Annotated in this window: 22 protein-coding genes; 7 read left to right on the top strand and 15 right to left on the bottom strand. The window is 69.0% G+C overall.

Translation table 11 applies throughout. The features are described 5' to 3' along the window. Positions 1–574 precede the first annotated feature (574 nt). On the bottom strand, positions 575–3754 hold the full coding sequence (locus NO889_RS01215) for an adenosylcobalamin-dependent ribonucleoside-diphosphate reductase (protein WP_256410426.1): 3180 nt from the start codon (positions 3752–3754) through the stop codon (positions 575–577). Between the two features lie 428 nt (positions 3755–4182). Between NO889_RS01215 and NO889_RS01220 the strand changes: the two genes are divergently transcribed. Beyond that, positions 4183–4422 carry a DUF8029 family protein gene (locus NO889_RS01220; protein ID WP_256410631.1) on the top strand — a complete coding sequence of 80 codons (240 nt, stop codon included), beginning with the start codon at positions 4183–4185 and terminating at the stop codon, positions 4420–4422. Positions 4423–4473: 51 nt separating this feature from the next. On the opposite strand, the gene NO889_RS01225 is transcribed toward NO889_RS01220, so the two are convergent. Then, positions 4474–6747, bottom strand: coding sequence for a CDC48 family AAA ATPase (locus NO889_RS01225; RefSeq protein ID WP_256410427.1), 2274 nt, complete (start codon positions 6745–6747; stop codon positions 4474–4476). Beyond that, the gene (locus NO889_RS01230) at positions 6744–6995 is read right to left on the bottom strand and encodes an Hsp20/alpha crystallin family protein (protein WP_256410428.1); all 252 of its coding nucleotides are present in this window, start codon (positions 6993–6995) and stop codon (positions 6744–6746) included. The genes NO889_RS01225 and NO889_RS01230 overlap by 4 nt, the downstream gene beginning before the upstream one ends. 192 nt (positions 6996–7187) lie before the next feature. On the opposite strand from NO889_RS01230, the gene NO889_RS01235 reads away from it, so the two are divergent. From NO889_RS01235 to NO889_RS01250, 4 genes are all read left to right on the top strand, one after another. Then, entirely contained in the window at positions 7188–7973 is a 786-nt protein-coding gene (locus NO889_RS01235) for an alpha/beta fold hydrolase (RefSeq protein WP_256410429.1), read from the top strand. A 66-nt stretch (positions 7974–8039) separates the two neighbouring features. Then, complete coding sequence (locus NO889_RS01240; RefSeq protein WP_256410430.1) at positions 8040–8729, top strand: DUF2391 domain-containing protein; 690 nt, start codon at positions 8040–8042, stop codon at positions 8727–8729. Between the two features lie 49 nt (positions 8730–8778). Then, positions 8779–9174 carry an Hsp20/alpha crystallin family protein gene (locus NO889_RS01245; protein ID WP_256410431.1) on the top strand — a complete coding sequence of 132 codons (396 nt, stop codon included), beginning with the start codon at positions 8779–8781 and terminating at the stop codon, positions 9172–9174. A 3-nt stretch (positions 9175–9177) separates the two neighbouring features. Next, positions 9178–10854, top strand: coding sequence for an ABC1 kinase family protein (locus tag NO889_RS01250; RefSeq protein WP_256410432.1), 1677 nt, complete (start codon positions 9178–9180; stop codon positions 10852–10854). Between the two features lie 10 nt (positions 10855–10864). Here the strand turns inward: NO889_RS01250 and NO889_RS01255 are convergent, their stop codons facing one another. The 7 genes from NO889_RS01255 to NO889_RS01285 all read right to left on the bottom strand — a co-directional run bounded on the left by NO889_RS01255 (position 10865) and on the right by NO889_RS01285 (position 18205). Beyond that, positions 10865–11683, bottom strand: a complete 819-nt coding sequence (locus NO889_RS01255; protein WP_256410433.1) for an FkbM family methyltransferase — start codon at positions 11681–11683, stop codon at positions 10865–10867. A gap of 10 nt (positions 11684–11693) precedes the next feature. Continuing rightward, positions 11694–12836, bottom strand: coding sequence for a site-2 protease family protein (locus NO889_RS01260; protein WP_256410434.1), 1143 nt, complete (start codon positions 12834–12836; stop codon positions 11694–11696). A gap of 193 nt (positions 12837–13029) precedes the next feature. Continuing rightward, a complete protein-coding gene (locus tag NO889_RS01265; protein ID WP_256410435.1) occupies positions 13030–13290 on the bottom strand; it encodes a DUF7123 family protein in 261 nt (86 codons plus the stop codon). A 407-nt stretch (positions 13291–13697) separates the two neighbouring features. Beyond that, on the bottom strand, positions 13698–14516 hold the full coding sequence (locus tag NO889_RS01270) for a molybdopterin synthase (protein ID WP_256410436.1): 819 nt from the start codon (positions 14514–14516) through the stop codon (positions 13698–13700). A 44-nt stretch (positions 14517–14560) separates the two neighbouring features. Next, positions 14561–15418 (bottom strand): 3-hydroxyacyl-CoA dehydrogenase family protein, encoded by an 858-nt coding sequence (locus tag NO889_RS01275; protein ID WP_256410437.1) that lies wholly within the window; start codon positions 15416–15418, stop codon positions 14561–14563. Between the two features lie 24 nt (positions 15419–15442). Further along, on the bottom strand, positions 15443–17125 hold the full coding sequence (locus tag NO889_RS01280; RefSeq protein WP_256410438.1) for a histidine kinase N-terminal 7TM domain-containing protein: 1683 nt from the start codon (positions 17123–17125) through the stop codon (positions 15443–15445). Between the two features lie 138 nt (positions 17126–17263). Continuing rightward, the gene (locus tag NO889_RS01285; protein ID WP_256410439.1) at positions 17264–18205 is read right to left on the bottom strand and encodes a UbiA family prenyltransferase; all 942 of its coding nucleotides are present in this window, start codon (positions 18203–18205) and stop codon (positions 17264–17266) included. Between the two features lie 281 nt (positions 18206–18486). Here NO889_RS01285 and NO889_RS01290 point away from each other — a divergent pair, with 281 nt between their 5' ends. Both NO889_RS01290 and NO889_RS01295 read left to right on the top strand, forming a co-directional pair. Then, positions 18487–19290 carry a class I fructose-bisphosphate aldolase gene (locus NO889_RS01290; RefSeq protein WP_256410440.1) on the top strand — a complete coding sequence of 268 codons (804 nt, stop codon included), beginning with the start codon at positions 18487–18489 and terminating at the stop codon, positions 19288–19290. Next, positions 19290–20201: a class 1 fructose-bisphosphatase gene (locus NO889_RS01295; RefSeq protein ID WP_256410441.1), complete on the top strand. Its 912-nt coding sequence runs from the start codon at positions 19290–19292 to the stop codon at positions 20199–20201. Before NO889_RS01290 ends, NO889_RS01295 begins: the two co-directional genes overlap by 1 nt. A 356-nt stretch (positions 20202–20557) precedes the next feature. Here the strand turns inward: NO889_RS01295 and NO889_RS01300 are convergent, their stop codons facing one another. From NO889_RS01300 to NO889_RS01320, 5 genes are all read right to left on the bottom strand, one after another. Further along, positions 20558–21532, bottom strand: a complete 975-nt coding sequence (locus NO889_RS01300) for an NAD-dependent epimerase/dehydratase family protein (RefSeq protein ID WP_256410442.1) — start codon at positions 21530–21532, stop codon at positions 20558–20560. Then, entirely contained in the window at positions 21529–22200 is a 672-nt protein-coding gene (locus tag NO889_RS01305) for a phosphate ABC transporter permease (protein WP_256410443.1), read from the bottom strand. Before NO889_RS01305 ends, NO889_RS01300 begins: the two co-directional genes overlap by 4 nt. A 102-nt stretch (positions 22201–22302) precedes the next feature. Next, positions 22303–22581 carry a zinc ribbon domain-containing protein gene (locus NO889_RS01310; protein ID WP_256410444.1) on the bottom strand — a complete coding sequence of 93 codons (279 nt, stop codon included), beginning with the start codon at positions 22579–22581 and terminating at the stop codon, positions 22303–22305. Between the two features lie 108 nt (positions 22582–22689). Beyond that, positions 22690–24006 carry an MFS transporter gene (locus NO889_RS01315; protein ID WP_256410445.1) on the bottom strand — a complete coding sequence of 439 codons (1317 nt, stop codon included), beginning with the start codon at positions 24004–24006 and terminating at the stop codon, positions 22690–22692. Between the two features lie 101 nt (positions 24007–24107). Then, complete coding sequence (locus NO889_RS01320) at positions 24108–25904, bottom strand: hybrid sensor histidine kinase/response regulator (protein ID WP_256410446.1); 1797 nt, start codon at positions 25902–25904, stop codon at positions 24108–24110. Positions 25905–26005: the final 101 nt, after the last annotated feature.

Consider the following 26005-nt stretch of genomic DNA (forward strand, 5'->3'; position numbering starts at 1 on the left):
GGAGTCGGTCTTCGAAGGCGGCCGACGAGGCCGGGGAGGCGTGAGGTGCGGGGGCGGGACGATCGCGGCTGAGGCTTTGGCGGTGTCCGCCGCCGATCCGCTCTCAACGAGTATACCGATCCGGTGACATCCTCTCCGCCGTAAACGGCGGAGCTTCCCACAAGCGAAAGCTTGCTAGTTTGGGAGATTTACGGTTTAACATTCCCGAGGGAATGCTGGCAGTGCCACGCTACCGTTACCCCTATCCTCGGCGGTGAGGCGGGGATTCGGGGGTATCTTGGGCTTCTTACACCCTGTTCGTCTGATGGAAGGGTGCCTTCCACGACGAAAGGGCGAATCCCGATACTGTCTCATTGGGATAGGGCGAGTAGACCGCCTCGGTTAGCATTCAACACGTCGTAGAATCCCTTAAAACCACATGCGGGCGCTGTATCCCCGCGCTGAAGCGCGAGGTTTTAGCGCCCTATCCCGCTAGATAAGCAGTCAGCGAACACCCACTCGATCCGCATCGTCTCCGAACGAACGGATCCAACGGAGCCGAAACGAAGAGGGACGCTCCCTCGACGCTCCTACCTCAACACTCGGACCAGCCGCAGGACTCGCACGTCTTACACCCCTCCGAGAAGTAGAGGTTCATCCCGCCGCACTCGGGACACTCGGGGGACTCGCCGGCTGCGATGAGGTCCTGCGTGACGTCGCCGTCGTCGCCGGCGGGTCCGGCCGGCGACTCAGACGCCTCGACGTCGGTCGGCGAGTCGACGGACGCGTCGACCGAACTCCCGCCGGCGACCGCGCCGCCGTCGGTCTGGCTCGGCGGATCGGCGGCGGCGTCGCGGTCCGCCGTGTCGACGTCGTCGAGGCTCTGCTGTTGGGGGATCCCCTTGTCGATCTCGTCGTCGAGGTAGCGCCGGAGCGCGGTGCCGATCGCGTCCGGGATCGACTGGATCTGCTCGCCTTTGTCCCAGGCGACCTTCGGACTCCGGGTGCCCTGGAGTTCGTCGACGATCTCCTCGGGATCGACGCCCGAGCGGAGCGCCGTCGAGATGACCTTCGCGAGCGCCTCCGTGAAGGAGTTGGTGTAGCCGCCGGAGTGGCCGATGTTCGCGAACAGCTCGAACGGCCGGCCGTCCTCCTCCTCGTTGATGGTGACGTACAGCTTGCCGTAGCCGGTCTCGACGCGCTGGGTCACGCCCGACAGCGAGTCGGGGCGGGGCCGGGTCTCCGTGTACTCGACCGCCGGCCGGTCCGCAGACTCGAGGAGCGCGGAGACCTCCGTGTCGACGGCCGCCCGGACGTCCTCGTTGTCGAGGAACGCCTCCAAGCCGCCGAACACCTCGTGGATCTGTTCGACGATCGTCTCCGCGGCCTCGCTCTCGTCGGCGAACTCCGTGTTCTTCGCGCGGGTCGTGAGCACCTGCTTCGAGCGGGTGCCGTCGCGGTAGACGGTGACGCCCTTGCCGCCGTGGTCGTAGATGTAGCGGTACACCTCCTCCATGTCGGCGGCGGTGGCGTCGTTCGGGAAGTTACACGTCTTCGAGATGGCGGAGTCGACGCCCTGCTGGCAGGCGCACTGGACCGCCGCGTGCTCGATCCCCGACAGCGAGCCGGTGACGACGAACAGCTCGCCGATCGCGTCCGGCACCGTCGAGAGCCCCTCGACGCCGTCGAAGGCGTTCTCGGCCATCTGCTCTTGGGCCTCCCGCTTGACGGCGTCGACGTCGATGTCGTTCGCCTCCAGCGTCCGCAGGAAGTAGTCGTCGAACTCGACGAGCATCTCGTCGCCCTGGACGTCGTCGGAGACGTTCTTGTAGAACGCGACGTTGTAAATGGGCTCACAGCCGCCGGTCGTGTTGCCGATCATCGACGTGGTGCCCGTCGGCGCGATGGTCGTCGTGTTGTGGTTGCGGATCGGGTAGCCGTCCGACCACTCGTCGGCGTCGAGGCCGGTGTGGTGTTCGAACCACTCGCGGTGCTCGGTCGGGTCCGCGTACTTCGAGTCCGCCCAGTCGTTGAAGACGCCGCGCTGCTCGGCGAGCTCGTGGGAGGTCGCCTTCGACTCGTGGTTGATGTGGGTCATCAGCTGGCGGGCGACCTCGTTGCCCTCCTCGGAGCCGTACTTGACGCCGAGCTGGATGTACAGCTGGGCGAGTCCCATGATGCCGAGCCCGATCTTCCGCATGTCCCGGACCTTCTCCTCGATCTTCTCGACCGGGAAGTCCGACATCGTGACGACGTTCTCCAGAAAGCGCGTGCCGTACTCGATGCGGTCGTCGAACTCCTCGAAGTCGATCGCCTCCTCGAGGAAGGCGTCGACAGCCGCCTCGTGGGTGTCGTACTCGTCCGCGTGCTCCTCGCTCCAGACGCGCCAGTCCGGCGCGCCCTCCGCCGCCAGCGTCGAGAGGTTGATGTGACCGAGGTTACAGGCCTCGTACTCCTCGAGCGGCTGTTCTCCACAGGGGTTTGTTGCGAGTATTCTATGATTTGGATTTTCCTCTACGTCGAACGAATGTTCCTTGTTCACCCGTTCGAGGTAGATGACGCCCGGTTCGCCGTTCTCGTGTGCACCCTCGATCATGTCCTCCCAGAGCTCGGCGGCCGGGATCGAGAGCACCTCGCCGACCTCGACGTGCTCGCCGAGGCCGAACATCTCGTAGATCTCCTTCGTCTCCGGCGTGGCGACGTGGGGCTCCTCCGTGCGCGGGTTGGTGAAGGTGAACTCCTCGTCGTTGTACAGCGCCTCCATGAAGTCGTCGGTGACGCCGACGCTGATGTTGAAGTTCGAGAGGTGTCCCTCCACCGCGTTCCGGAGGTGTTCGGGGACGCGTCCCTCGTCGTCGATGAGATCGCGGGCCTCCTCCAAGGCGTCCGCGAAGGAGTTGTGGGTGAAGTCGTCGGGGTCGTTCAGCCGCAGGGAGTGGGCCAAGGAGACGTCCTTGTTCTTCGAGTGGATGAACTGGATCACGTCCGGGTGGGAGACGCGCATGACGCCCATCTGCGCGCCGCGGCGCGCGCCGCCCTGCGCGATCGTCTCGCACATCTGGTCGAAGGTGCGCATGAACGTGATCGGCCCGGAGGCGATGCCGCCGGTGGAGCCGACCGCGTCGCCGTAGGGGCGGAGCTTCCAGAAGGCGTACCCCATGCCGCCGCCGGACTGGAAGACCTCGGCCGCCTCCTTGGCGGTCTGGTGGATGTCGGTGATGTCGTCGTCGGGCGAGTCGACGAAACACGCCGACAGCTGCTGGAGCTCGTCGCCGGCGTTCATCAGCGTCGGCGAGTTCGGCATGAACGAGAGCGACTCCATCCCGTCGCGGAACGTCGCCGCGGTCTCCTCGACGTGCTCGCGGATCCCGTCCGGGAGCTCGGGGACGACCGTGTCGTAGGCGAACTTGTTGACGTTGTGTGCCGAGAGCGTCGTCTCCGCCTCGTCGTCGGCGGTGACGCCCGCGCCGAAGACCTCCTCGGCGAGCTCGTCCCGGCGCGGATGGTCGGGTTTGAGCTGGTCGGGCGTGACGGTGACCTCGACGTCCCGCTTTTCCGCCTCGAAGACCGCCTCCGCGAGCGCGACGTTGCGCGCGACGCGGTCGAACAGCTCCTCCTGCGTCTCGACCGGCTCCCCGTCGGCGTCCTTCCGGAGGTAGCGCGCGGGGAGGATGTTGTGGTAGGCGTTGGTCGTGAGACGCTCCTCCATCGTCTCGCCCGTGGTGCGTTTGATCGGCAGTTCGAGTTCGTCCGCGGAGACGCCGTCGCTGCTCATTCGACGGTCACCCCGCTCGGGTGGCGTGGGATATGGATCATCTGTAGTGTTGGTGTACTGGCGAGGCGGGCCCTTGTACGTTCGGATGTGCGGACCCGATGGGCATCTATGTGTACGATTCGTTATGTAACGTCCGTGCCGCGCGTTCGACGCCGAATCCGGGTACGTCGGAAACGAACGGGGCCCGAGCACATAATGGTAGTCAGACCGGAGTGAAACTGATACGAACCCGTCGAAACCGAAAGACGTGATCGGGTTCGCATTCGAAGGAAAGGGGGGTCGATCGGTGGGTCGTTCCCCGAACGGACGAGCCGGTATCGCGTTCGCAGCCGATCGACCGACGCCGACGCGTCGGCGGCTGCCACGGTACGTATCAGAAAGACAGCAGATCGAGCGGCCGGATCGCCAGACCCCGCCCCCACAAGCTTATACCGCGGCTCGCCGTGCTCGCAGACATGACCGCTTCGCTCGCCGCGCACGCGATGTCGGCACCGCTTCAGGCCGGGATCCTCGCCAGCCCGATGGGACAGTTGCTCGTCGCGCTGGTGGCCGTCGCGGTCGTGATCGTGCTCGGGAAGTTCGTGTTGAAGCTTGCGTGGCGACTCGTCACGATCGGGATCGTCGTCGTCGCCGCGCTCTTCCTGCTGTCGACGGCGGGACTGATCTGAAAAATCCGAACGCGGCGCGACGGCGCTACCGGGAGGCCCCGGACCGGAGCCTCACTGGAACGCGCCGAACTCGGTTTCCGCCGGGTCGTCGACCTCGGAGCGCCGGAACTGCTTTTCGATCTCCTCGTAGCGCTCGCGGGTCTCCGGGGTGACGCTCGGGTTCACCTCGTCGAGGGCGTCCTCGAAGTGAGCCATCGTCACGCGGACGTTGCCGACGGACTCGCCGATCTCCTCGCGTGCGACGCTGGCGATGAACTCCCTGGAGGCGTTCATCGACGCCTCGCGGGCCACCGCCTCGAGGTCCGCGCCGACGTACCCCTCGGTCTTGCGAGCGATCGCGTCGAGGTCGACGTCGTCCGCGAGCGGCTTCTCGCGGGTGTGGACCTCGAGGATCTTCCGGCGCCCCTCCTCGTCCGGGACGGGCACGTGGACGTGCCGGTCGAGCCGGCCGGGCCGGAGCAGCGCCGAGTCGATCAGGTCCGGACGGTTCGTCGTCGCGATCACGACCACGTCCTCCAGCGACTCGAGCCCGTCGAGCTCCGTGAGCAGCTGGGAGACGACGCGCTCGCCGACGCCGGAGTCGCCGGAGTTCTTGCCCCGCTCGGTCGCGATCGAGTCGATCTCGTCGAAGAACACGATCGTGGGCGCGTTCTCGCGGGCCTTGCTGAACACCTCGCGGACGCCCTTCTCGGACTCGCCCACGAACTTGTTCAGGAGTTCGGGACCCTTGATCGAGATGAAGTTCGACTCGCTCTCGTTGGCGACCGCCTTCGCGAGCAGGGTCTTCCCCGTTCCGGGCGGTCCGTACATCAGGACGCCCTTCGCGGCGGCCATGTCCAGCTGGTCGAACACCTCGGGGTACTCGAGGGGCCACTGGATCGTCTCGCGGAGCCGCTCTTTGGTGTCGCCGAGCCCGCCGACGTCGTTCCAGGTGACGTCGGGGACCTCGACGAACACCTCCCGGAGCGCGGAGGGCTCGATGCCCTTTATCGCCTCCTTGAAGTCGCCCTCGGTGACCTGGATCGAGTTCAACACGTCCGCGTCGATCTCGTCGCTCTCTAAGTCGAGCTGCGGGCGGATCCGGCGGAGCGCGTGCATCGCCGACTCCTTCGCCAGCGACTCGAGGTCCGCGCCGACGAAGCCGTGGGTGTTCTCCGCGTACTCGTCGAGGTCGATCCCCTCGGCGAGCGGCATGTTCCGCGTGTGGACCTGGAGGATCTCCTTGCGGCCGTCCCGGTCGGGGACGCCGACCTCGATCTCGCGGTCGAAGCGCCCGCCGCGCCGGAGCGCCGGGTCGATCGCGTCGACCCGGTTGGTCGCGCCGATGACGACGACCTCGCCGCGCTCCTCCAACCCGTCCATCAGCGAGAGCAGCTGGGCCACGACGCGGCGCTCGACGTCGCCGCCGGCCTCCTCGCGTTTGGGCGCGATGGAGTCCAGCTCGTCCATGAACACGATCGCGGGGGCCTCCTCCGTGGCCTCCTCGAACACGTCACGGAGCTGTTCTTCGCTCTCGCCGTAGTACTTCGACATGATCTCCGGACCGGAGATCGTGTGGAAGCTGGCGTCGATCTCGTTGGCGACCGCCTTCGCGATCAGGGTCTTGCCCGTCCCCGGCGGGCCGTGGAGCAGGACCCCCTTCGGCGGGTCGATGCCGAGCCGCTTGAACAGCTCGGGGTGGCGCATCGGCAGCTCGATCATCTCGCGGACCTGCTCCAGCTCGTCGTCGAGCCCGCCGATGTCCTCGTAGGTGACGTCGGGAGAGCCGTCCGCGGCCGCGCCCTCCGGCGCGCCCGCGCCGCCGACGATCTCCTCCGCGGGCTTCTCGGAGATCTCGATCTCGGTCGAGTCGGTGACCACGACGGTCCCCGACGGCGACGTGCCCGCGACCTTCAGCGGGACCGCCTGCGACTGCCCGCCCATGAAGCCGAAGCCGAGCGGGAGCTGGACGTTCTGGCCCTCGGTGACGGGCTGGCCGCCGAGCTCACGCCGGATCAGCGCGTCGATGTTGCCGCGGATCCCGAGCCGCTGGGGAAGCGCGATGGTGATCCGGTCCGCGGGCTCGACGTCGACCTGCTCGATCGTCACGCGGTCGTCGATGCCGACGTTCGCCTCCTGGCGGAGCTTCCCGTCGATGCGGACCACGCCGGTGCCGTCGTCCTCGGGGTAGCCCGGCCAGACGCGCGCGATCGCGGCTCCGTCGGAGCCCTCGACGCGAATGAAGTCGCCGCCGGAGAGTCCGAGCTCCTCGGCCGCGACGCGGTCTATCGCCGCGAGCCGGCGGCCGGCGTCCTTCTGTTTCAGCGGTTTGACGGTGAGTTTCATCGGTCGCCCTCGATCGTCAACACGCCGTTGGTCACCGAGGCGCTCCGGGCCTCGCCGGGCAGTTCGAACTCCGATTCGGCCGGCTCGCCGTCGCGCTCGATCACGACGATGGCCGTGTGGCCGACGGTGTCGACGCTGATCGACTCGTCGTCGCCGCCGACGTCGGCGGCGACGACCCACCCGTCATCGTACTCGTACCGGCGAAGGAGCGAACCGTCGCCGACCGATCGGGTCTGTCTGGTAGTCATCCTAACCACAAGTTAGGCGCGAGAGTATTTAAACTAATCGGATAAAATCGCAGGACGTGAGAATACCCGACGTTCAACGGTGGTATTGCGGTTCGGATCGGTTTCCCGCGGTCGACCGAAGGTCCGTCCCGTCGGGCCCTCTCCGTCCGAGAGTCCCCCCATTTAATCCCCTTCGCGTGCGGGAATCGGATCATGGATCGGAGCGCCGCGGATCGGGTCACGCATCACGACCGCGAGACGGCCTACCGCCGCTTCGATCGCGGCGGCGGCGGGCCGACCGTCTGTTTCGTCCACGGAAGCGGCGGGAACGCCGGCGTCTGGAAGGCGCAGGCTCGGCTGAGCGACCGGTTCCCGGTCGTCGCGCTCGACCTCTCCGGCCACGGCGAGAGCGACGACGTGGAGACGCCCGCCGGGGAGGCGACCCTCGAGGCGTACGCCGACGACGTCGTCGCCGTCGCGGCGGCGACCGACGCCGACGTGCTCTGTGGTAACTCGCTCGGCGGGGCCGTCGCGCTGTGGACCGCGCTCTCACGCGACGTCGCGCTCGACGGCCTCGTCCTCGCGGGCACGGGCGCGAAGCTGGCGGTGAGCGAGGGACTGTCGGAGGCGCTCGCGGACGACTTCGACCGGGCGGTGTCGCTGCTCCACGAGCGCGACCGGCTGTTCCACGACGCGCCCGCCGACCTCCGCGAGCGCTCGCGAGCGACGATGCGGGAGTGCGGCCGAGAGGTGACCGAGCGCGACTTCCGGACCTGCGACCGGTTCGACGTGCGCGACCGGCTGGAGGAGGTGACCCTCCCGACGCTCGCGGTCGTCGGCGAGCACGACGCGCTCACGCCGCCGGGGTATCACGAGTTCCTCGCCGACCGGATCCCCGACTGTGCGTACGCCGGGATCGACGACGCCGCCCACCTCGCGATGCTGGAGGAGCCCGCCGCGTTCGACTCGGCGCTCGCGGGGTTCGTATCGCGGCTCTGAGAGCCGTCCGGACACCGACCGCGCCGGTCGCGCACCTTTTTCCCCGCCGCCGGCGACGCGGAACCCATGAGCACCGAGGACGGCGGTCGGGACGCCGCGGGATCGGCGGTGGGACCCCCGGACGACGGGACACACGCGAACCCCGACATCGACGATCTCCTGGCGCAGCTGGACGCGCTGGAGGAGGCGGTCGACGAGGGGCACGAGCGGGAGCGGGTCCGAGAGACGATCTCGCTCGTCGAGCGGATGCCGGGAAGCGACGCGTTCACGACGCGGATCAGCAAGTACACGGGTCGGGACATCGCCCAGTCGTTCGTCGGGGGGATCGTCTTCGCGCTCCCGCTGCTCGTCGAGGGCGGCGTCTTCGAGATCGCCGCGTGGTTCGCGGCGGCGCGGATCGCCGGGCTCCCCGTCTACCTCGCCGGGCACGTCTGTTTCGTCGTCGGCGTGACCACCGGGCTGTTGTACTACGCCGACTTCCGGGACGTTCGAGTGTATCGGCCGATCTTCGGGCTCGTCCCCCGCCGGCTCGTCGGCGTCCTGTCCGTCGCGTTCCTCGTCTCCGCGGGGCTGATGGCGCTGTGGGGTCGGCTCTTCGCGGAGGATCCGACGGCGCTGGAGGCGTTCGCCAGGGTGACCGTCGTCTGGGGCGGGGCGGCGTTCGGCGGCGCGATCGGCGACATCCTCCCAGGGGAGTCGACCGGACGGGACGTCAGCGAGCGCCTCGAGGAGCTCGGCGACGTCTTCGACGACTGAGGCGGACGGGTACCACAGGTTTTTCGCCGCGGCGACCGTACCGGATTCCATGTCAGCGTTACGCGACGCGCTTCGGGACCTCCCGGACGCGGTGTTTGCGGATCTGCTCGAGTCCGACGACGGGTACGTTCTGCTCGTCGACCTCCCCGGCGCGACGGCGGGGACCACGGAGGTCCTCTTCGAGGACGGCCGGATCGTCATCGAGGCCCGCCGCGAGAAGTCGACGCCGGAGGGCTTCCGGTACGTCCGGGAGGACCGACCGCTGTTCCTCGACGCCGAGCTCCCGCTGCCGCCGGACGCCGACGGCGACGACGCCGACGCCGAGATGGACCGCGGCGTCCTCGAGGTGACCCTCCCGAAACGCGCCGACGCAGACTCCCACCGGATCCCGGTCGAGGGGAGCGGCGACGGGCTCGACGACGACGGAGACGAGGCCGGCGCCTGACGGGTGGTCACGCTGGTCAACCTCCGTGCCTACTGGCGGTTCCTCGTCGTCATCCGGCGGTTCTCCCCGCTGATCCTCGCCTACTGGCGGGATCGGAAGCGGTTCCTGCTGTTCGGACGGAGCCGCGAGGTCGACGCGGCGACCCAGCGCGAGCGCGCCGACGTCCTGCTCGACATCCTGCTCACGCTGGGCCCGACGTTCATCAAGCTCGGCCAGCTGCTGTCGACGCGGCCCGACGTCCTCCCGCCCGCATACATCGACGTGCTCGAGGGGCTCCAGGACGACGTCCCGCCCGCCGACTGGACGGAGTCGAAGCGGGTGTTAGAAGACGAGCTCGGCCCGGTCGAGGAGACGTTCGACGACTTCGACACGGAGTCGATAAGCGGGGCGAGCCTCGGACAGGTGTACACCGCACGGTTCGAGGGCGAGGACGTGGCAGTGAAGGTTCGTCGTCCCGGAATCGAGTCGCTCGTCGAGGCCGACCTCCGGGCGATCCGCTGGTCGCTGCCGATCGTCCGACGGTTCATCGGCGGCGGCCGGGCGTTCTCGATAGAGAACCTCTCCGAGGAGTTCGCGAAGACGATCCGCGAGGAGATGAACTACCGCCGCGAGCGGGAGATGCTCGAGGAGATCAAAGCGAACTTCGCGGGCGACGACCGGATCCGGATCCCGGAGGTGTACGAGGCCGCCTCCGGTCCGCGCGTGCTCACGATGGAGTACATCGGCGGGACGAAGATCAGCCGGATCGACGAGCTCGACGCGGCCGGACTCGACCGGACCGCGATCGCGGAGACGCTCCAGGAGGTGTACCTCCAGATGATCATCGACGACGGGGTCTTTCACGCCGACCCGCATCCGGGGAACCTCGCCGTCGACGCGGACGGCGCGGTGGTCTTCTACGACTTCGGGATGTCCGGACGGGTCGACCCGTTCGTCCAGGAGAAGATCGTCGAGTTCTACGTCGCGGTCGCGAGACAGGACACCGACGCGATCCTCGACACCCTGATCTCGATGGGAACGCTCTCTCCGGAGGTCGACCGCGACGTGATGGGCGAGGTGATGAACCTGGCCATCGCCGACGCCCGCGGCGAGCAGATCGAGCAGTACCGCGTCAACCAGATCATCGAGCAGGTGGAGTCGACCATCTACGAGTTCCCGCTGCGGCTCCCGCGCAACCTCGCGTTGGTCCTCCGGGTCGCCACCGTCGTCGAGGGGGTCTGCGTCACGCTCGATCCGGAGTTCGACTTCATCGCGACCGCGACGAACTACCTGGAGGAGGAGGGGTACTACGAGCAGACCGCCCGCGAGCTCGCCGAGGACGCCGGCAGACAGCTCCAGCGGACGACGGAGTCGCTCTTCACCGTCCCGCCGAAGGCCGAGGCGTTCCTCGACCGGGCGAACCGCGGCGACCTCCACGTCGACGTCACCATCGAGGACGAGTCGCGGGTGCTCGACAAGCTGGCGATGCGGATCGCCTACTCCGTGCTGCTCGCGGTCGGCGTCCTCTCGGCGACGATCCTCTACTCGTTCGCCGAGGAGTGGCGGCTCGCGGCGATCGTCCTCCTGCTCGCGACCCCGCTCGCGGTCGCGCTGTACCGATCGTTCCGCAAGAAGCGGCGGACGATTCCGGGGAACCCGCAGTTCACCAGACAGGGAATGCGGGAGCGACGCGACGACTGAGACGGGGCCGTCACCCCCGACAGATCCAGACGTCGCCCCGCTCGTCGGCGTCGTAACCGCGCTCCGCGAGCCACGCCGCGAGCGCGTCGGCGTGGTCGTCGCCGGCGGTTCCGTGGACCTCGACGACGAGCAGCGGTCGGTGGGCTCGGATCGTCGTCTCCGCCCCCCGGAGCACCGCCAGCTCGTGACCCTCGACGTCGACCTTGATCGCGTCCGGCGGTGGGACCGGATCGCCGACGGGCGTCACGGTGCTCGCGTCGACGGCGTCGGCGGCGGCCGCGTCAGCCGCGTCGTCGTCGACCGCGTCGTCCGAGGTGACTCCCTCGACCAGGTCGTCGAGTCGGAAGACGGGGACCTCCTCCACCGCGTCGACGCGCGCGCCCCAGCGGGTCGCGCGGTCGCGGTCGAACGCGGAGCACTTCGAGAACGTCGAGCGGTAGAACGGCAGCGACCCGCGCTCGTCGCCGAGGCCGGCCCGTCGGAGGTCGATCCGGTCGGCGAGCCCGTTTCGGGCCGCGTTCCGGGCCAGCCGGTCCGCGCTCTCGCCGTTGGGCTCGAACGCGACGATCCGCCGGTCGGTCCCGACGGCGAGCGGGATCGCGTGCTCGCCGACGTGCGCGCCGGCGTCGAGCACGGTCGCGTCGTCCGGAAGTCGGTCGAGAGCGGCCAGTCCGGGGTCGTCGCCGTGGGGGTTCGTCGGCTCGTAGCTCCGGTAGGTCCCGGCGACGGTTCGTTTCGGCGTGGCGATCCCGAGCGCGTACGTCAGGTCCGCGAGCCGGTAGCGGGTTCGGAACCCGAGTCGTTCGAGCCACGCGGGGGGAGCGAGCATCGGCGGAGGATCAGCCCGACACGATCTGTATCGGGACGAGGAGGAAACAGAGCGCGCCCGCCCCGAACGTGAGCACGCCGACGGCGACGCGGGGCCAGTCGAGTCGCGCCTCGTCGTCGGGGTTCGCCGGACCGTTGAAGGCGATGAGAAGCGAGAAGACGCCCCAGAACGCCCAGAGGCCGACCGACTCGTCGAGGCCGAGCCCGCGGCCGTAGTGGAGGTACGCGGCGATCGCGAACAGCGCGCCGGGAACGAGCGACGCGATCGTCTCCTGGCGCGGCCCGACCATCGCCCGGACCATGTGACCACCGTCGAGCTGGCCGACCGGAAGCAGGTTCAGGAGGGTGAAGAACATCCCGACCCAGCCGCCGATGATCACCGGGTGGACCGCCCGCGTCGGGTCCGCGTACGAGGTCGGCTGCCCGATCGCCTCGGCGATGAGGCTCAAGAGCGGCGGGTTGTTGAAGCGGATCATCGTGCCGGAGCCGGTCGCGAGCTCCGCCGGAACCCGGATCGGGTCGAGCGAGAGTCCGACGGCCGTGACGACCACGGTGGCGACGAGGCCGGCGATCGGGCCGGCGACGCCGACGTCGAAGAGCACCTTCCGGGAGGGCATCCGGCCGCGCATCCGGATGACCGCGCCGAGCGTCCCGAACGGGAAGACGAACGGGATGACGTACGGCAGCGACACGTCGACGCCGTGGTACCGGCCGGCGACGTAGTGGCCCAGCTCGTGAGTCATCAGGACGCCGAGGACCGCGGCGGTGAACGGCCACGCCCGCAGCATCACGAGGGGGTTCGCGCGGATCTCCGCGAGCGGGACGTAGTACCAGCCGTACGCGCCGACGAACAGCGTGGAGAGCACCGTCGCGAGGAACAGCCCCACGTTCACCCACGGGACCCCCTCGCGTCCGTGGCCGAAGGGGGTCGCGACGACGACGTGGCCCTGCTCGACGGTCTCCACCTCGACGTCGTAGCCGGCGTCGCGGAACGCCGGGACGAGCTTCCGGAGGAGCGTCCGCTCGGGGATGTACGACTCGCCGACGTACCGGACGCGACCGTCCTCGCGACGGATCTCCTCGACGCGGAAGAACGTCCGCAGCGGGTCGGGACGGGGGACGTCGGACGCCGCCCCGTCCTCGCGTTCTGGCATCGTCGGTCGTTGGCCGTCGTCGAGTATAAACCCCGCGTCACCGGACGCGGAACGAACCGGTCGGCGGCTGACGGCGGAGGCTGGAGAACGGTCGGCGCGAGAAGAATAACGGTTCGACGGAAGCGATCGGTGTTCGCGGAAACGCTCCGTCAGCGGGGACGCGTGAGCGTGTCCGGTTCGGTTCCGGGCCGGCTCAGGCGGACTCGACGCGCCAGGTCGTCGCGCCCGTGTACGACCACTTCTCGACGGTGAGCTCGGTGGCGGACTCGCTGAGCTTCACCATCAGCGCGCCGATCTCCTTCGGCGAGAGGTCGACGTCGTCCGAGATGAACTTCCCCTTGAAGTACATCTCGCCGTCTTCGGCGCGTTGGAGCAGGTACCGTTTCAGCCGCTCCTCCTTGGAGAGGTCGTCGGTCGTGCCCGCGTTCGTGGAGGGGTTCGCAGTCGCGCTCATGGTACATCCCGACCATGGCGACGGGGGATGTTATAAAGCGGAGACCGTTGGTCGGCATTCAGAGGGTTTCAACTCCTTTCAGGCGTCGAGCGGACAGTAAAACGTGCTCTCCGACGTTTCACGACAGTTCTAGAGACGGTTAGACAGTTTATACGGCGTCCAAAGCCGTTCGATTCGATCCCGACGGATACGGCGTCGCGGAGGAACCTGCGAACGCCGACTCGGTGGTTTGCGGTGATTGTTGCCTCTACGATCGCGGGCGAACCGTCCGATCGCGGTCGAGCGCGGACCGCGAGCGAGATCGTTCGGTGCGTATCGACTCCGGATCGGCCTCGGGTCGGGCCCGGATCGACCGCGGCTCACGGGTCGTAGCCGTCTCGATCGAGCGGCGGTCGACCCGAAACGGCTCACGACCGCTGGTGGAGCCAGAACTCCTCGGACTCGGTGGTCTCCTTTTTGAAGATCGGCACCTCGTCCTTGAGTCGGTCGATCCCGTCCTCGACGGCCCGAAACGCCTCCGCGCGGTGGCCCGCGAGGACGACCACGAAGACGATGTCCTCGCCGGCCTCGATCACGCCCGTTCGGTGGTGGAAGGCCACCTCGAAGACGCCCTCCCGGTCCGTCAGCTCCGCGGCGATCGCGTCCATCCGCTCGCGGGCGACGCCCTCGTACTTCTCGAAGGCGAGGTGGGTCGTCCGGTCGTCCTCGGGCGCGTCCCGCGCGCGGACCCGCCCGGTGAACGTCGCGATCGCGCCCGAGCGCTCCGCGTCGGCCGACCGCTCGACGCGGTCCACGAGCAGTTCGCGGGTGATCCACGGCTCCGCGCGCTCAAGCCCCGAGAGGAGTTCCCCGACGTCGACGTCGTCGGGGCGCTTCCCTCGGGCGATCACGTCGCCGGGCGCGTCGTCCGGATCGGCGTCGGGACCCAGAAGCACCGTCGGGACCCGGAGACGGCTGTAACCGACCGCGACGAGGTAGTCGTGGTCCGGCGCGAGGTCGTCGAGGAGCGCGTCGAAGCCGTCGACGGTCCCGCGGCCGGTCCACGAGCCGTCGGGCGAGAGCGAGACGATCGTGTCGCCCGCGGCGTCCCCGTCGACGGCCCCCCGCTCGTCCGCGTCGTCCGGGTTCTCGTCCCGTCGAACGACCGCGACCCGCCCCGCCAGCCGCGCCGTGAGCGTCCCGACGAGGTCGTCCGCGCCGGGGCCGAGCACCGAGATCGGTTGCATGGCCGAACGCGGGCGGCGAGCGGCTTAGGCGTTTCCCGGTCGGCTCACTCGTAGCCGTAGAACCCCTCCCCCGTCTTCTTTCCGAGGTCGCCGGCGGCGACCTTGCGTGTGAGGAGGTACGCCGGCTTGTATCGGTCGCCGAGCTCCTCGTGGAGCGTCTCGCTGGCGTCGAGGACCACGTCGAGGCCGATGTGGTCGGCGAGTTCGAGCGGACCCATGGGGACGTTCGTGCCGAGCCGCATGCCCCGGTCGATGTCGTCCCTCGTGGCCACGCCCTCGTCGTACGCACGGATCCCCTCGTTTATCCACGGCATCAGGACCCGGTTGGTGACGAATCCGGGCTTGTCGTCGGACTCCCACGTCTCCTTGCCCAACGCGTCGGCGAACGCGTGGGCGAACTCGACGACCGCGCCGTCGGTGTGCTCGCCCACGACGACCTCGACGCCCTCCATCACGGGAACCGGGTTCATGAAGTGGAGGCCGACGACCCGGTCCGGGCGGTCGGTCGCGCCCGCTATCTCCGTGATCGAGAGCGTCGACGTGTTGGTCGCGAGGACGGCGTCGTCGTCGGCGAGCGCGTCGAGGTCGGCGAAGACGTCCCGTTTCACCGCCATCTCCTCCACCGCGGCCTCGACGGTGACGTCCGCGTCGGCGAGGTCGGCGAGGTCGGTGGTGCCCGCGATCCGTCCGCGGATCGTCGCCGGCTCCTCGTCGATCGCGCCCTTCGCGGCGAGGCGCTCGAGGCTCGAATCGATCTCCTCGAGGCCGCGGTCGACGTACTCGGACTCGATATCGCGCATGGTCACGTCGTAGCCGGCGGTCGCGGCGACCTGCGCGATGCCGTGACCCATCGTCCCCGCGCCGACCACGCCCACCGTCTCCACGTCGGCTGGCTCGTACATGGGATCCGCTGGCGGGGGGCGGGACTAAGCGTTGTGGTGCGGGAGGCCACCGCGTCGGCGGAGGGGAACCGTCGCCGTGACGACGGTCCCGGTCGGATCGTTGTCCTCGAAGGTGACGGAGCCGTCGATCACCTCCGTCCCCCACTTCACGAGCCAGAGCCCGAGACCGCTCGCGTGACGGAGCGGGGTTTCGGTTCCCGAGTTCAGGACGTCCAACTCGTAGTCGTCGATCCCCGGTCCGTTGTCGACGATGCGGATCCGGACGCGGTCGTCGTCGACGTCCGCGGCCACGGTGACCCGTTGGTCCTCGCCGTCGTTGTGGAGCGCGGCGTTCTCGACCAGGTTGTCCACCACGACGGAGAGTCCCTCGGAGACGACGGCGTCCTCGTCGGGGCGCTGGAACTCGAACTCGACCGCCGGGAACGCGTCGCGGGCGTCGGCGAGGCTCCGTTCGAGCAGACCGGCGAGCGACGTGCCCGCTCGATCGTTTACCGTGTCCTCGAAGAGGTCGATCGCGTCGCGTCCCTTCTCGCTGATCTCGACGATGCGCGCCGTGCGTTGCGTGATCGTCTCCGCCGTTTCCCCGGAGGTGCGTTCGGCGTACCCCTGGATGATGTTGGTCTCGGTACGAATGTTGTGTCGCAACACGCGGTTGAGCACCTTCAGCCGCTGCTGTTGTTGGAGGTACCGCGTGACGTCGTGGAGGGTGAACACGTACCCGAGCGTCTCGCCGCGTCGATCGGTGAGTTCGCTCACGCCCACGTCGTACGACCGCGACGCCGACCCGGTGCCGACCGTCAGGAGCTCACGCTCGCCGTCGGTTCGGAACGGTTCGCTGAGCGGGAGAACGTCGGATCCAGGTGACCCGAGCGCCCGATCCACGTCCACGCCGAGGGTCTCGGCGGCCGCCCGGTTCATCTCGACGATCGTGTCGTGGCCGTCGACGACGATGAAGCCCTCGTGGATGTGGTCGAACAGGAACTGCTTCGCGCGCCACGCGGGGGCCGGGTTTGCTCCGAACATCCGGAACCGGTCGATGGCGCCCAGATACGCGACGCCGGAGATCGCGAACGCGATCGGCGTCGGGTCGATGCCCACGTTCGGGAACGCCCCCATGTTGTAGAGGACGTTCGTCGCCCACGGCGTGGTGACCCCGAGGATCAGCGCCGCGCTCTGCCCGCGGAACGCGGTCGCTCCGCTCGAGAGAAGCCCCAGTATCGGAACGATCCCGAGCACGCCGAGAAGGTAGGTGTAGCCGGCGGCCACCGTGTACCAGATCCCCCCCTGATCGACGAGCACCGACCCGCGGGCGGTGACGCCGGCCTCCCGGATGTAGAGGAGGCCGTGGTACTCCTCGGTCACCGCGAGGACGACCGTGAGCGCCGGAAGGACGGCCAACAGCGCGACGTTCCGACGGGTGAGATATCCGTCGCGTCCCGTGTACTCGAGGGAGAACAGGATCCACGCGACGGGGACAGTCATGACGCCGATCCAGCCGGCCTTCGTCCAGAACACCGCCTCCGCGGCCGTTCCCGCCGAGAGGCTGAAGACGATACACGTCGACCACCACGACTGACCGATCAACAGCCACACGAGCGGCGTCGCCCCCGGGTTCGGCCGCGCCCGCCACGCTAGGATCGCCGCGCTGGCTCCGATGGCGACCGAGCCGATCAGGAGCGGGACGGCCATCGAGGTCGGAGGGAACACGTGTCGGGTGATCAGTACCCTGGCATATGAATTATCCGGGAGATATCGGGAAATCAAGGCGGATCGCCGGTCCGCGGACCGGCCTCTGCGACGAGGGTCGGACGAAAAAAAGACGGATCGCGGTCGGTCCGGTCGCGGTCAGATCCCCGTCGTGAACACGAGGAGGAGCGCGAACACCACGAGGTGTTTCGCCTCGCCGGCGATAGCGAGACGGCCAGGTGCCGCGTTCCGGCCCACGAACCACGCGAGGACCAACGCGTAGCCGAGACCGACGAGTATCGCCGCCGCGGCCGCGGCGGTCAGGATCCCGACGGAGAAGGCGATCACGACGAACGCGACCAGCGCCAGGTCGAGGCCGTACAGGATCCGCCGAGTCCGCCGGATCCCGAAGGCGACCGGGAGCGTCGAGACGCCGACGGCCGCGTCGGCCTCGACGTCCCGGACGTTGGGGATCTCCGTGTTGACGAACGTGTCGACGAGGAAGTAGACGAACACCACCGCCGCGAGCGGCGTCACGGACGCCTCGGCGAACGCGATCGGCAGGCCGACGACGGCGATCGCCCAGGCCGAGGCGACGATCGTCGAGTTCACGATCAGGACCCGCTTCAACCGTTTGAAGTGGGACCCGAGCGACGGCAGCCAGTCGGACGCGTAGAGGATCCAGAAGCCGCCGGGAAGCAGGGTGATAGCGAGCGCGATCGGACCGCCGGTCAGCGCGAGGGCGACCGCGAGACCGTACGTGATCGCCGTGAGGACCGACAGCAGGGTCCGGTGGCGCGTCACGAACGCGCTCCGTTCCGGACTCGACATCTCGTCGTCGGCCGCGTCGGCGATCCGATCGCCGGCGTACACTGCGAAGGTGACCAAGCCGACGACGATCGGAGCGGGATTCAGCGGCAGCGACAACACGAGATGGACCGTCAGGACCTCGATCATCGCGATGAACACGAGGTAGGTCGAACTATACGTCAGGACGTCTCTGACCCGGTACCCGACATCGACGACCGATTCGGGCACGTCGGCGTGCCACGGAACGGCCGCGTCCGTGGACACCGGGGGTTCGTTTGTTTTGCTAGCCATGGGTAGAGCGACCGGTCGACGGCCGGTCCGCCGACGATCGCCGGATCGACCGTCGGCCCGCGCGATCCTCAAAGTCGGGGTCGAAACGACCGGGAGAACGCGGTTATCGACCGGAAGAGCGTCGGATCACATATCTGATAGTTATTTACTATTGAGGTAGTTAGTTGTTCACATCCTGCCGGGGGAGAGACGGCACACCGAGAGAATACGGTGGGTTCGAGGTCGAGCGATCGACGGACGACCATAGCCCTTTTTGGTAATGTAACTGGAATTACGCACCGATGCTCCCAAGCGCCGCCGACGAGATATCCAGGGACGGAAAGTCGCTCATCCTCGCGTACGACCACGGGCTCGAACACGGGCCGGTCGACTTCGAGCCGAACCCGGCGACGGCCGATCCCGAGCGGCTGTTCGAGCTGGCGACCCACAGCGCGGTGACGGCGCTGGCCGTCCAGAAGGGGGTCGCCGAGGCGTACTACCCCGACTACGCCGACGAGGTGAACCTGCTCTTGAAGCTGAACGGGACCTCGAACCTGTGGCGGGGAGAGCCGAACAGCGCGGTCAACTGCTCGGCCGAATACGCTGCCGAGCTGGGTGCTGACGCGATCGGGTTCACCGTCTACGGCGGCTCGAACCACGAGGTCGAGATGGCGGAGGAGTTCCGCGAGGCCCAGGAGGGTGCCCGCGAACACGACATGGGCGTCGTGATGTGGTCGTACCCGCGCGGACAGGGACTTCGCAACGACGGGAGCCCCGAGGTCATCTGCTACGGGGCCCGGCTCGGACTCGAGCTCGGTGCCGACCTCGTGAAGGTGAAGTATCCGGGCTCCGCCGAGGCGATGGGCGAGGCCGTCAGGATGGCCGGCCCGACGCAGGTGGTGATGTCCGGCGGAACGATGCGCGACGACAAGGCGTTCCTCCGGAACGTCGCGGACGCCATCGACGCCGGCGCGACCGGCCTCGCCGTCGGCCGAAACGTCTTCCAGCGCGACGACCCCGAGCGCATCCTCGACGCGCTCGAGGCCGTGGTCTTCCAGGAGGTCGACCCGGCCGAGGCGCTGGCCATCGCCGAGAGCGACGACTGATGGCCGAGCCCGACCCGGTCGTCGAGGCCGTCTTCGACGCGGTCGCGGCGACGGCCCCGACGATCCGCGACGCGCTCCCCGGCCGGCGCGTCGAGAGCGGGACGGAGAACCCCTCCGGCGAGACGGTGTTGGCGGGCGACGTGTACGCCGACGAGCTGCTCGCGGAGGCGTTGGGGGCGGTCGAGGGGGTCGGCTCCTTCGTCAGCGAGGAGCGCCCCGAGGCGATCGAGGTTGGCGGCGCGGTCGGCGAGGGCGGCGAGGGCGCGTACGCGGTCGCGATAGACCCCCTCGACGGCTCCTCGAACCTGCGGTCGAACAACGCGATGGGGACCGTCGTCGGGATCTACGACGCGCCGCTTCCCGCCACCGGCCGGGACCTCGTCGCCGCCGGCTACGTCCTCTACGGGCCGATCACGACGATGGTGGTCGCCGACGGGTCGGGCGTCCGCGAGGAGGTGATCGAGCGCGGGAACGGAGGGGACGGCGACGCTGACTCCGGCGTCGCCCGCTCGGTCGTCGACGACGACCTGACGCTGCCCGACGAGCCGACCGTCTACGGCTTCGGCGGGCGGGTGCCGGACTGGCCCGACGCGTTCCGCGAGTACGCCCGCGAGATCGAGGACGAATTCAAACTGCGATACGGGGGCGCGATGGTCGGGGACGTGAACCAGGTGGTGACCTACGGCGGGGTGTTCGCGTACCCCGCGCTCTCGGACGCCCCCGACGGGAAGCTCCGGCTCTCCTTCGAGGCGAACCCGATCGCGTACATCGTCGAGTCGATGGGCGGAGCCTCCTCGGACGGCTCAAAATCCATCCTCGACGTCGAACCCGACGGGATCCACGACCGCGTCCCCCTCCACGTCGGTAACGAGGAACTCGTCGACCGGCTCGAGAGCGCCCTCGACGGATAGGAGCGGTCTCGGACGTTTTCCGCAATTTTCGGTCGCGGTGGCGCGCCTCCGAGCGTCCCGACGGGACGCGAGGAGCCCGCGAGGGACGTGGCGAACGAAGTGAGCCACGAGGCTGGGGAGGCGTGAGGTGCGGTGCTGTGCGGAACGGGGTGGGGCTCAAAGGGGCAGTCGCGAGGACGAAGTCCGACGAAGCAAGCACCGAAAGGAGCGAGTGAAACGAGCGACTGAGGAGCACAGCGAGTCGCACGAGTCCTCGCGACTGGGGCTTTGGCGGGGTTCACTGCGTCAGCAATCAAGTATAGCCGAGCGATGTGAACGCCATACACGGCAACGGAGCCACACCGATCTACGTCCACTCATTCCGGCGGTTCGGCCATCGCGTTTCCGGAGTCCTTGGGCTCGTACCCCACCCGCTCGCGGGCGCGTTCGATGTCGAACCACGAGTTCGGGTTGTCGCTGATCCCGTAGAAGACCTCGAAGGCCCCGCCGGCGAGGGTGTTCGGGTTCAGGTCGTCCTCCCGTCCGCCGTCCGCGCCGCTCCCGCCATCCGGATCGAGCCCGTCCCGCAGACACGCGTCCACCAGCCCCGCGCAGTCCCGTCGCGAGAGCCAGGTACACCGCATCCGCGCGACGGCCTCCACGTACGCCTCGTCGCCGCGCTCGCAGTCGCCGCGGGCGACCGCACGCTCCGCGTCGCCGAACGGGTGGTCGTGAGTCGGGTCGCGCACGGAGCCGATCCGGAGCGCGTAGCAGTCGATCCCCTCGCGCTCGGCGTAGAGCCGGCACCACGCCTCGCCGGCCGCCTTCGACGCGCCGTAGTCGGAGTCGGGCCGCAGCGGGCTCTCGGCGTCGACCGTCAACTCGTAGTCGGGGTCGTACAGCGACGGCGCGTGCTGCTCCTCGTACATCCCGACTGCGTGGTTCGAGGAGGCGAAGACGACCGTTCCGACGCCCGACCGCGAGGCGGCCTCCAGGACGTTTCGCGTCCCGCGGACGTTGTTGCGCTCGACGGACTCGTAGGGGGTCGAGACCGCCGGCGCGCCCGCGAGGTGGACGACGGCGTCGACCCCGCGATCGTCCATGACCGCCGCGAGCGACTCCGCCGCGTCCGCCCCGCCGAGGTCGAGGGCGACCGTCTCCGCCCCGTCGCGATCGCGGTGCGGGTGCGGCGCGCCGTCGCCGAGCTCCGCCGGCGGCTCCCGCCGGTCGTGGAGGACGTAGTCGGCCGCCGAGTGCGCCGTCACCGCGGTGCCGACCGTGCCGTGCGCGCCGGTGAGAAGCACCGTGGCGGTCTCGAGGGGGTCGTCGCCCGCGGGGGAAGCGTCGCTCACGAGGAGGCCCCCTCGTCGTCGCCGGCGGTCCAGCGGCGCGCACCGGGGAGTAACCCGACCAACTTCGTCACGTAGCCGAACTTGAAGAGCCCGAGCTGTGAGAGCCCGCCGAGGACGAACAGCGCGAGGAACGGGATCGCGGTGGGGTCGAACAGCAGCGGCTCGACGGTCAGCTCCTCGGCCGCGGTCGCGAACGACGCCGGCGTCAGCGAACGGGACGCGAGCGCCGCGCCGATGAACGCCGTCGAGACCACGAGCGTCGTGCGCGTGAGCACGAAGCCGAACAGCGCGCCGACGGCGACGCCGGCGAGCGTCGCGCCGACGAGCAGCGCCGTTCCCTCGATCCCGGCCGCGTCGGCCGCGTAGAAGGGACCGACCGCGAACCGCCCCGCGAAGCCGCCGACGACCCCACCGATCGCGAGGACGGCGAAGGAGAGGCCGGCGTACGCGAGGAAGCCGCCGATCGCGCCGCCGAGCAGGACGCCGGCGGCCGAGAGCGCCAGCCCGTCGACGGCGATCAGTCCGGCGAGGTTCGGGACGGCGAGGTAGCCCGCGCCGGCCCCGATCAGAAAGCCGGTCAGCGACACGGCGTACACGGAGACCGCCGCGCCGACGAACGCGAGCAGGAGACCCGCGACGACGACCCCCGCGTTGAGTGGCGTGAACATGGACGCACGTGTGCCGCCGTTCGCCTTAAAAGGTCGGCGTGTCGGGAGACCGCGGACGGCAGGCGCGGGGTCGTCGTCCCCTCGACGTCGTCCTCTCGACACTCACCGCGCCCGGCGTGCCGCCTGCCGATCGACGTGGCGCGTGTAGCCGCCGACGGCGAGCCCGAAGCCGACGACGAGGAGCAGGAAGCCCGCGAGTCGAGTGGTTCCGATCGTCATGAGCGCGAGGATCGCGCCGAAGACGAACGCGAAGACGCCGGCGACGACGATCCCGGCGTCGACGAGCGGCGACGGCTGGACCGCCTCGCAGTGCGGGCAGATCCGGGCGTCGCCGGGGATCGGCTCGCGGCAGTCGACGCAGTGGACGCGGTCGCGGGACACGCCGGTCGTTCGGGCGGGAGCGACATATATGTGGCCGGGATCGGTCGTCCACGGCGGTTCCCCGCGACGCAGTCTGTCGTCCGCGACGGGCGGTCACTCACGGCGATCTCAGTCGTCCGCGGCCGCCCCGGTCGCGGCGTCGGCCGTCTCGAGCGTCTCCTCGACCTGCGTCACCACCAGCGCGAGCGCGACGAGCGAGAGGACCGCTCCGACGGCGAAGGGGACGACGAAGTCGAAGCCGACGAGCCAGCCGGACGCCAGCGGGCCGAGCGCGACGCCGAAGCCGAACCCCATGGTCAGCACCGACAGCGTCGTCCCCGACTCGCCCTCCCGCGCGAGGTCGCCCGCGAGCGCGAGCGACGGCGCGAAGACGAACGCGACGGCGACCCCCTGACCGAGCCGGACGAGCGTCATCAGGACGGGCGAGAGGACGATCCCTTGAAGCAGCGTCGTCGGGGCGAGGAGCAGGAACCCCGCCACGAGGAACGGCCGGCGGCCGATCCGGTCGCTCGCGCGACCGACGGGGACCTGGAGGGCCACGTTCGCGACGGTGACCGCCGCGAACTGTACCCCGAACCAGACGGGCGGCTGGTCCAGCCGCAGGTTCACCTGGTTCTGTAACGTCGCGTACAGCGCGATACACAGCCCCATCGCAACCGTCGCGATCCCGAGCACGAAGACGGGGTCGAGCAGGCGGTCCTCGCCGCGAACCCGGATCGAGAGGTCGTCACCCGCCTCGGCCGCGTCCGCGGCGTCGTGGACGAGGAGATAGACGAGGAGGAAGCTGAGGTACGCGCCGAGACAGGCGGCCGCGAAGGCCGCGTCGAAGCCGTTTATCACGGGGAGCCCGACCGCGGACAGGTCGTAGGGGCCGTTGTCGACGACGACGCCGGCCAGGACGGGTCCGAACCCGAACCCGATCAGCCGGAAGGTGTTGAACACGCCGAAGTTCCCCCCGCGCTGGTTCGCGCTGCCCGCGTACTCGTTGACGAGCGCGACCGTCGCCGGGATCGTCAACGCCGCCCCGAATCCCTGTGTCGCCCGGAGGACGACGAGGATCCAGTAGGCGTCCGCGAGCGTGTAGAGCGCGCTCGCGGTCCCCAAAAGCAGGATCCCCGCGAGCACGAACGGCCGCCGGGTGGCCAGCCGGTCGGAGAGCCGTCCGGTGAACGGCTGGGAGAAGCTGTTGAGGAAGCCGAAAAGTGAGAGAACGAACCCGATGAGAAGCGGCTCGGTGAGCGTCACGCTCGCGGGACCGACCCCGACGCTCGAGCCGAGAAGCGCGTCGATGTCGATCAGATCGCTGGCGACGTAGAGGGGGAGAACGACGATGAGAAACGAGTTTCCGACCGCGCCGACCATCCGCGCGAGCGCGAGGACGATCACCCGGCGATCGGTCTCGAGGATCTCCGAGATCGATCCCATTCGGTCGGAGTTCGATCCGTGCGGTGAAGGCCCTTGCGGACGGCGGGAGGCGATCCGGTTTCTCGCCGGGGACGGGAGGTCGACCCCGGATGGGGTGGAGCCTACTCCGCGGGCGCGGGTTGGGGGCGGTCGACTCCGTGAACCTCGAAGCGTGCGCCACCCGTCTCGGACGACGTGGCCGCGACCTCCCAGCCGTGTGCGGTGGCGATCTCGTCGACGATCGCCAGCCCGAACCCGGCGTTGCCGTCGGACCCGCTCTCGCCGGGTTCGAACAGGTCACCGCGGACCGCCTCGGCGATCCCCGGTCCGTCGTCCGCGACGTAGAAGCCGTCCGCTACGTCGCCGATCCGGATCGTGACGGGCTCGTCGTCGACTGCTGCGTGTTCGACCGCGTTCCGAAAGAGGTTCTCGAACAGGTTCCGCAGCCGGTCCGGGTCGGCGAGGACGGTGCCCTCGGCGACGACCTCGACCGTCGCCCGGTCGGTGTCGACGGTCTCCCAACTGTCGGCGGCCAACGCCGCGAGATCGACCGGTTCCGGATCACCGACGGTCTCGCCCTCGCGGGCCAGCGTCAGCGTGTGCTCGACGATCGACTCGATCCGGTCGAGGGCGTCGACGGCGGCCTCGAGATGGTCGTTCCCCGTCTCCTCGTGGGCTAACTCCACGCGACCGCGGGCGACGTTGAGCGGGTTCCGGAGGTCGTGACTGACGATCCCGGCGAACGCGTCGAGCCGTTCGTTCTGTCGTCTGAGCGCCTCCTCGCGTTCTTTGAACGCCGTGATGTTCTCCTGGAACCCGACCCAACCGGTGACGCGGTCGTCGTCGCGCTCGCGGATCGGCGCGATGCTGACGCGGTTCCAGAACGGCGTGCCGTCCTTCCGGTAGTTCAACAGTTCGACGCTCGCGGGTTCCTCGGCGTCTATCGCCTCCCGGAGCTCGGCGACCGCGGCCTCGTCGGTCTCCTCGCCTTGGAGGAACCGGCAGTTGACCTCGACCGCGTCCTCGCGGTCGTAGCCGGTCATCTCGACGAACTCGTCGTTGACGTACACCATCGGGTTGTCCGGCAGGCTCGGGTCGGTGATGGCGATCCCGACGGGGGCCTCCTCGAGCGCCCGCCGTTTCGTCTCCAGCTCCTCGCGGCGGGCCGCCTCCACGGAGACGTCCCGGAGGATGCCTACGCTGCCATCGAACGCCTCGCCCTCGTAGGGGAGGACGGCCATGTGGTCGCGACAGGGGATGGGGTCGCCCTCCTTGGGATCGATGTCGACGCGGAACCGCTGGATGTCCGGCCCCCCGCTTGAGAGGATCGACCCGAGCCGGTCTTCCGCCTCGGCGACAGCCTCGTCGCCTTTGATCAGGTCGGGTTTGCTGCCGAGGATCTCCTCGCGGTCGTACCCGGTCAGCTCGGCGAACGATTCGTTGACGAAGGTGAACGTCCCCGTCTCGTCGACGACGTACACCGGGTAGCCGAGCGCGTCGATGACCGTCGAGTAGCGGTCCGCGACCCGTCGCGTTCGGGACTCCTCGACCGCCCGCTCGACTCGGTTCGCGAGCCGCTTGAGCTGTTCGGGCCCGCCCTTCTGGAAGTAGCCCGTGACGCCCGCGTTGAGCGCCCGACTCGCGATCTCCTCGGACCCCTTCCCCGTGTACAACACGAACGGGATCGCCGCGTGGTCCTCCCGGAGCGTCTCGAAGAAGGCCAACCCGTCCATTCCGGGCATGTCGTAGTCGCTGACGACGCAGTCGAACGACTCGGAATCGAGTCGATTCAGCCCGGCCTCCGGCCCCGTCACGCTCGTCACCGACACCGACGCCAGCTCGCGGTCGAGATACGCCTCGGTGAGATCGAGCACCGAGGGATCGTCGTCGACGTGTAACACGTCGATCCGTTCCGTCATGCGCGATCTAACGGTGCCGGAAACAAACGCGTATCGCCTCGAATATCACGCCCGGATCCGAACCGCGGGTCGCAGGCGACGGGGGGCGATCCGGTCCGATA

Source organism: Halorubrum rubrum (assembly GCF_024494685.1).
In the GTDB taxonomy this organism is placed as follows: domain Archaea; phylum Halobacteriota; class Halobacteria; order Halobacteriales; family Haloferacaceae; genus Halorubrum; species Halorubrum rubrum.

What these genes read in the sequence shown, in the direction of transcription:
- NO889_RS01215 (WP_256410426.1), bottom strand. Translation starts at nt 3,754, where the DNA reads ATGAGCAGCGACGGCGTCTCCGCGGACGAACTCGAACTGCCGATCAAA.
- NO889_RS01225 (WP_256410427.1), bottom strand. Translation starts at nt 6,747, where the DNA reads ATGAAACTCACCGTCAAACCGCTGAAACAGAAGGACGCCGGCCGCCGG.
- NO889_RS01230 (WP_256410428.1), bottom strand. Translation starts at nt 6,995, where the DNA reads ATGACTACCAGACAGACCCGATCGGTCGGCGACGGTTCGCTCCTTCGC.
- NO889_RS01235 (WP_256410429.1), top strand. Translation starts at nt 7,188, where the DNA reads ATGGATCGGAGCGCCGCGGATCGGGTCACGCATCACGACCGCGAGACG.
- NO889_RS01240 (WP_256410430.1), top strand. Translation starts at nt 8,040, where the DNA reads ATGAGCACCGAGGACGGCGGTCGGGACGCCGCGGGATCGGCGGTGGGA.
- NO889_RS01245 (WP_256410431.1), top strand. Translation starts at nt 8,779, where the DNA reads ATGTCAGCGTTACGCGACGCGCTTCGGGACCTCCCGGACGCGGTGTTT.
- NO889_RS01255 (WP_256410433.1), bottom strand. Translation starts at nt 11,683, where the DNA reads ATGCTCGCTCCCCCCGCGTGGCTCGAACGACTCGGGTTCCGAACCCGC.
- NO889_RS01260 (WP_256410434.1), bottom strand. Translation starts at nt 12,836, where the DNA reads ATGCCAGAACGCGAGGACGGGGCGGCGTCCGACGTCCCCCGTCCCGAC.
- NO889_RS01265 (WP_256410435.1), bottom strand. Translation starts at nt 13,290, where the DNA reads ATGAGCGCGACTGCGAACCCCTCCACGAACGCGGGCACGACCGACGAC.
- NO889_RS01270 (WP_256410436.1), bottom strand. Translation starts at nt 14,516, where the DNA reads ATGCAACCGATCTCGGTGCTCGGCCCCGGCGCGGACGACCTCGTCGGG.
- NO889_RS01275 (WP_256410437.1), bottom strand. Translation starts at nt 15,418, where the DNA reads ATGTACGAGCCAGCCGACGTGGAGACGGTGGGCGTGGTCGGCGCGGGG.
- NO889_RS01285 (WP_256410439.1), bottom strand. Translation starts at nt 18,205, where the DNA reads ATGGCTAGCAAAACAAACGAACCCCCGGTGTCCACGGACGCGGCCGTT.
- NO889_RS01290 (WP_256410440.1), top strand. Translation starts at nt 18,487, where the DNA reads ATGCTCCCAAGCGCCGCCGACGAGATATCCAGGGACGGAAAGTCGCTC.
- NO889_RS01295 (WP_256410441.1), top strand. Translation starts at nt 19,290, where the DNA reads ATGGCCGAGCCCGACCCGGTCGTCGAGGCCGTCTTCGACGCGGTCGCG.
- NO889_RS01305 (WP_256410443.1), bottom strand. Translation starts at nt 22,200, where the DNA reads ATGTTCACGCCACTCAACGCGGGGGTCGTCGTCGCGGGTCTCCTGCTC.
- NO889_RS01315 (WP_256410445.1), bottom strand. Translation starts at nt 24,006, where the DNA reads ATGGGATCGATCTCGGAGATCCTCGAGACCGATCGCCGGGTGATCGTC.
- NO889_RS01320 (WP_256410446.1), bottom strand. Translation starts at nt 25,904, where the DNA reads ATGACGGAACGGATCGACGTGTTACACGTCGACGACGATCCCTCGGTG.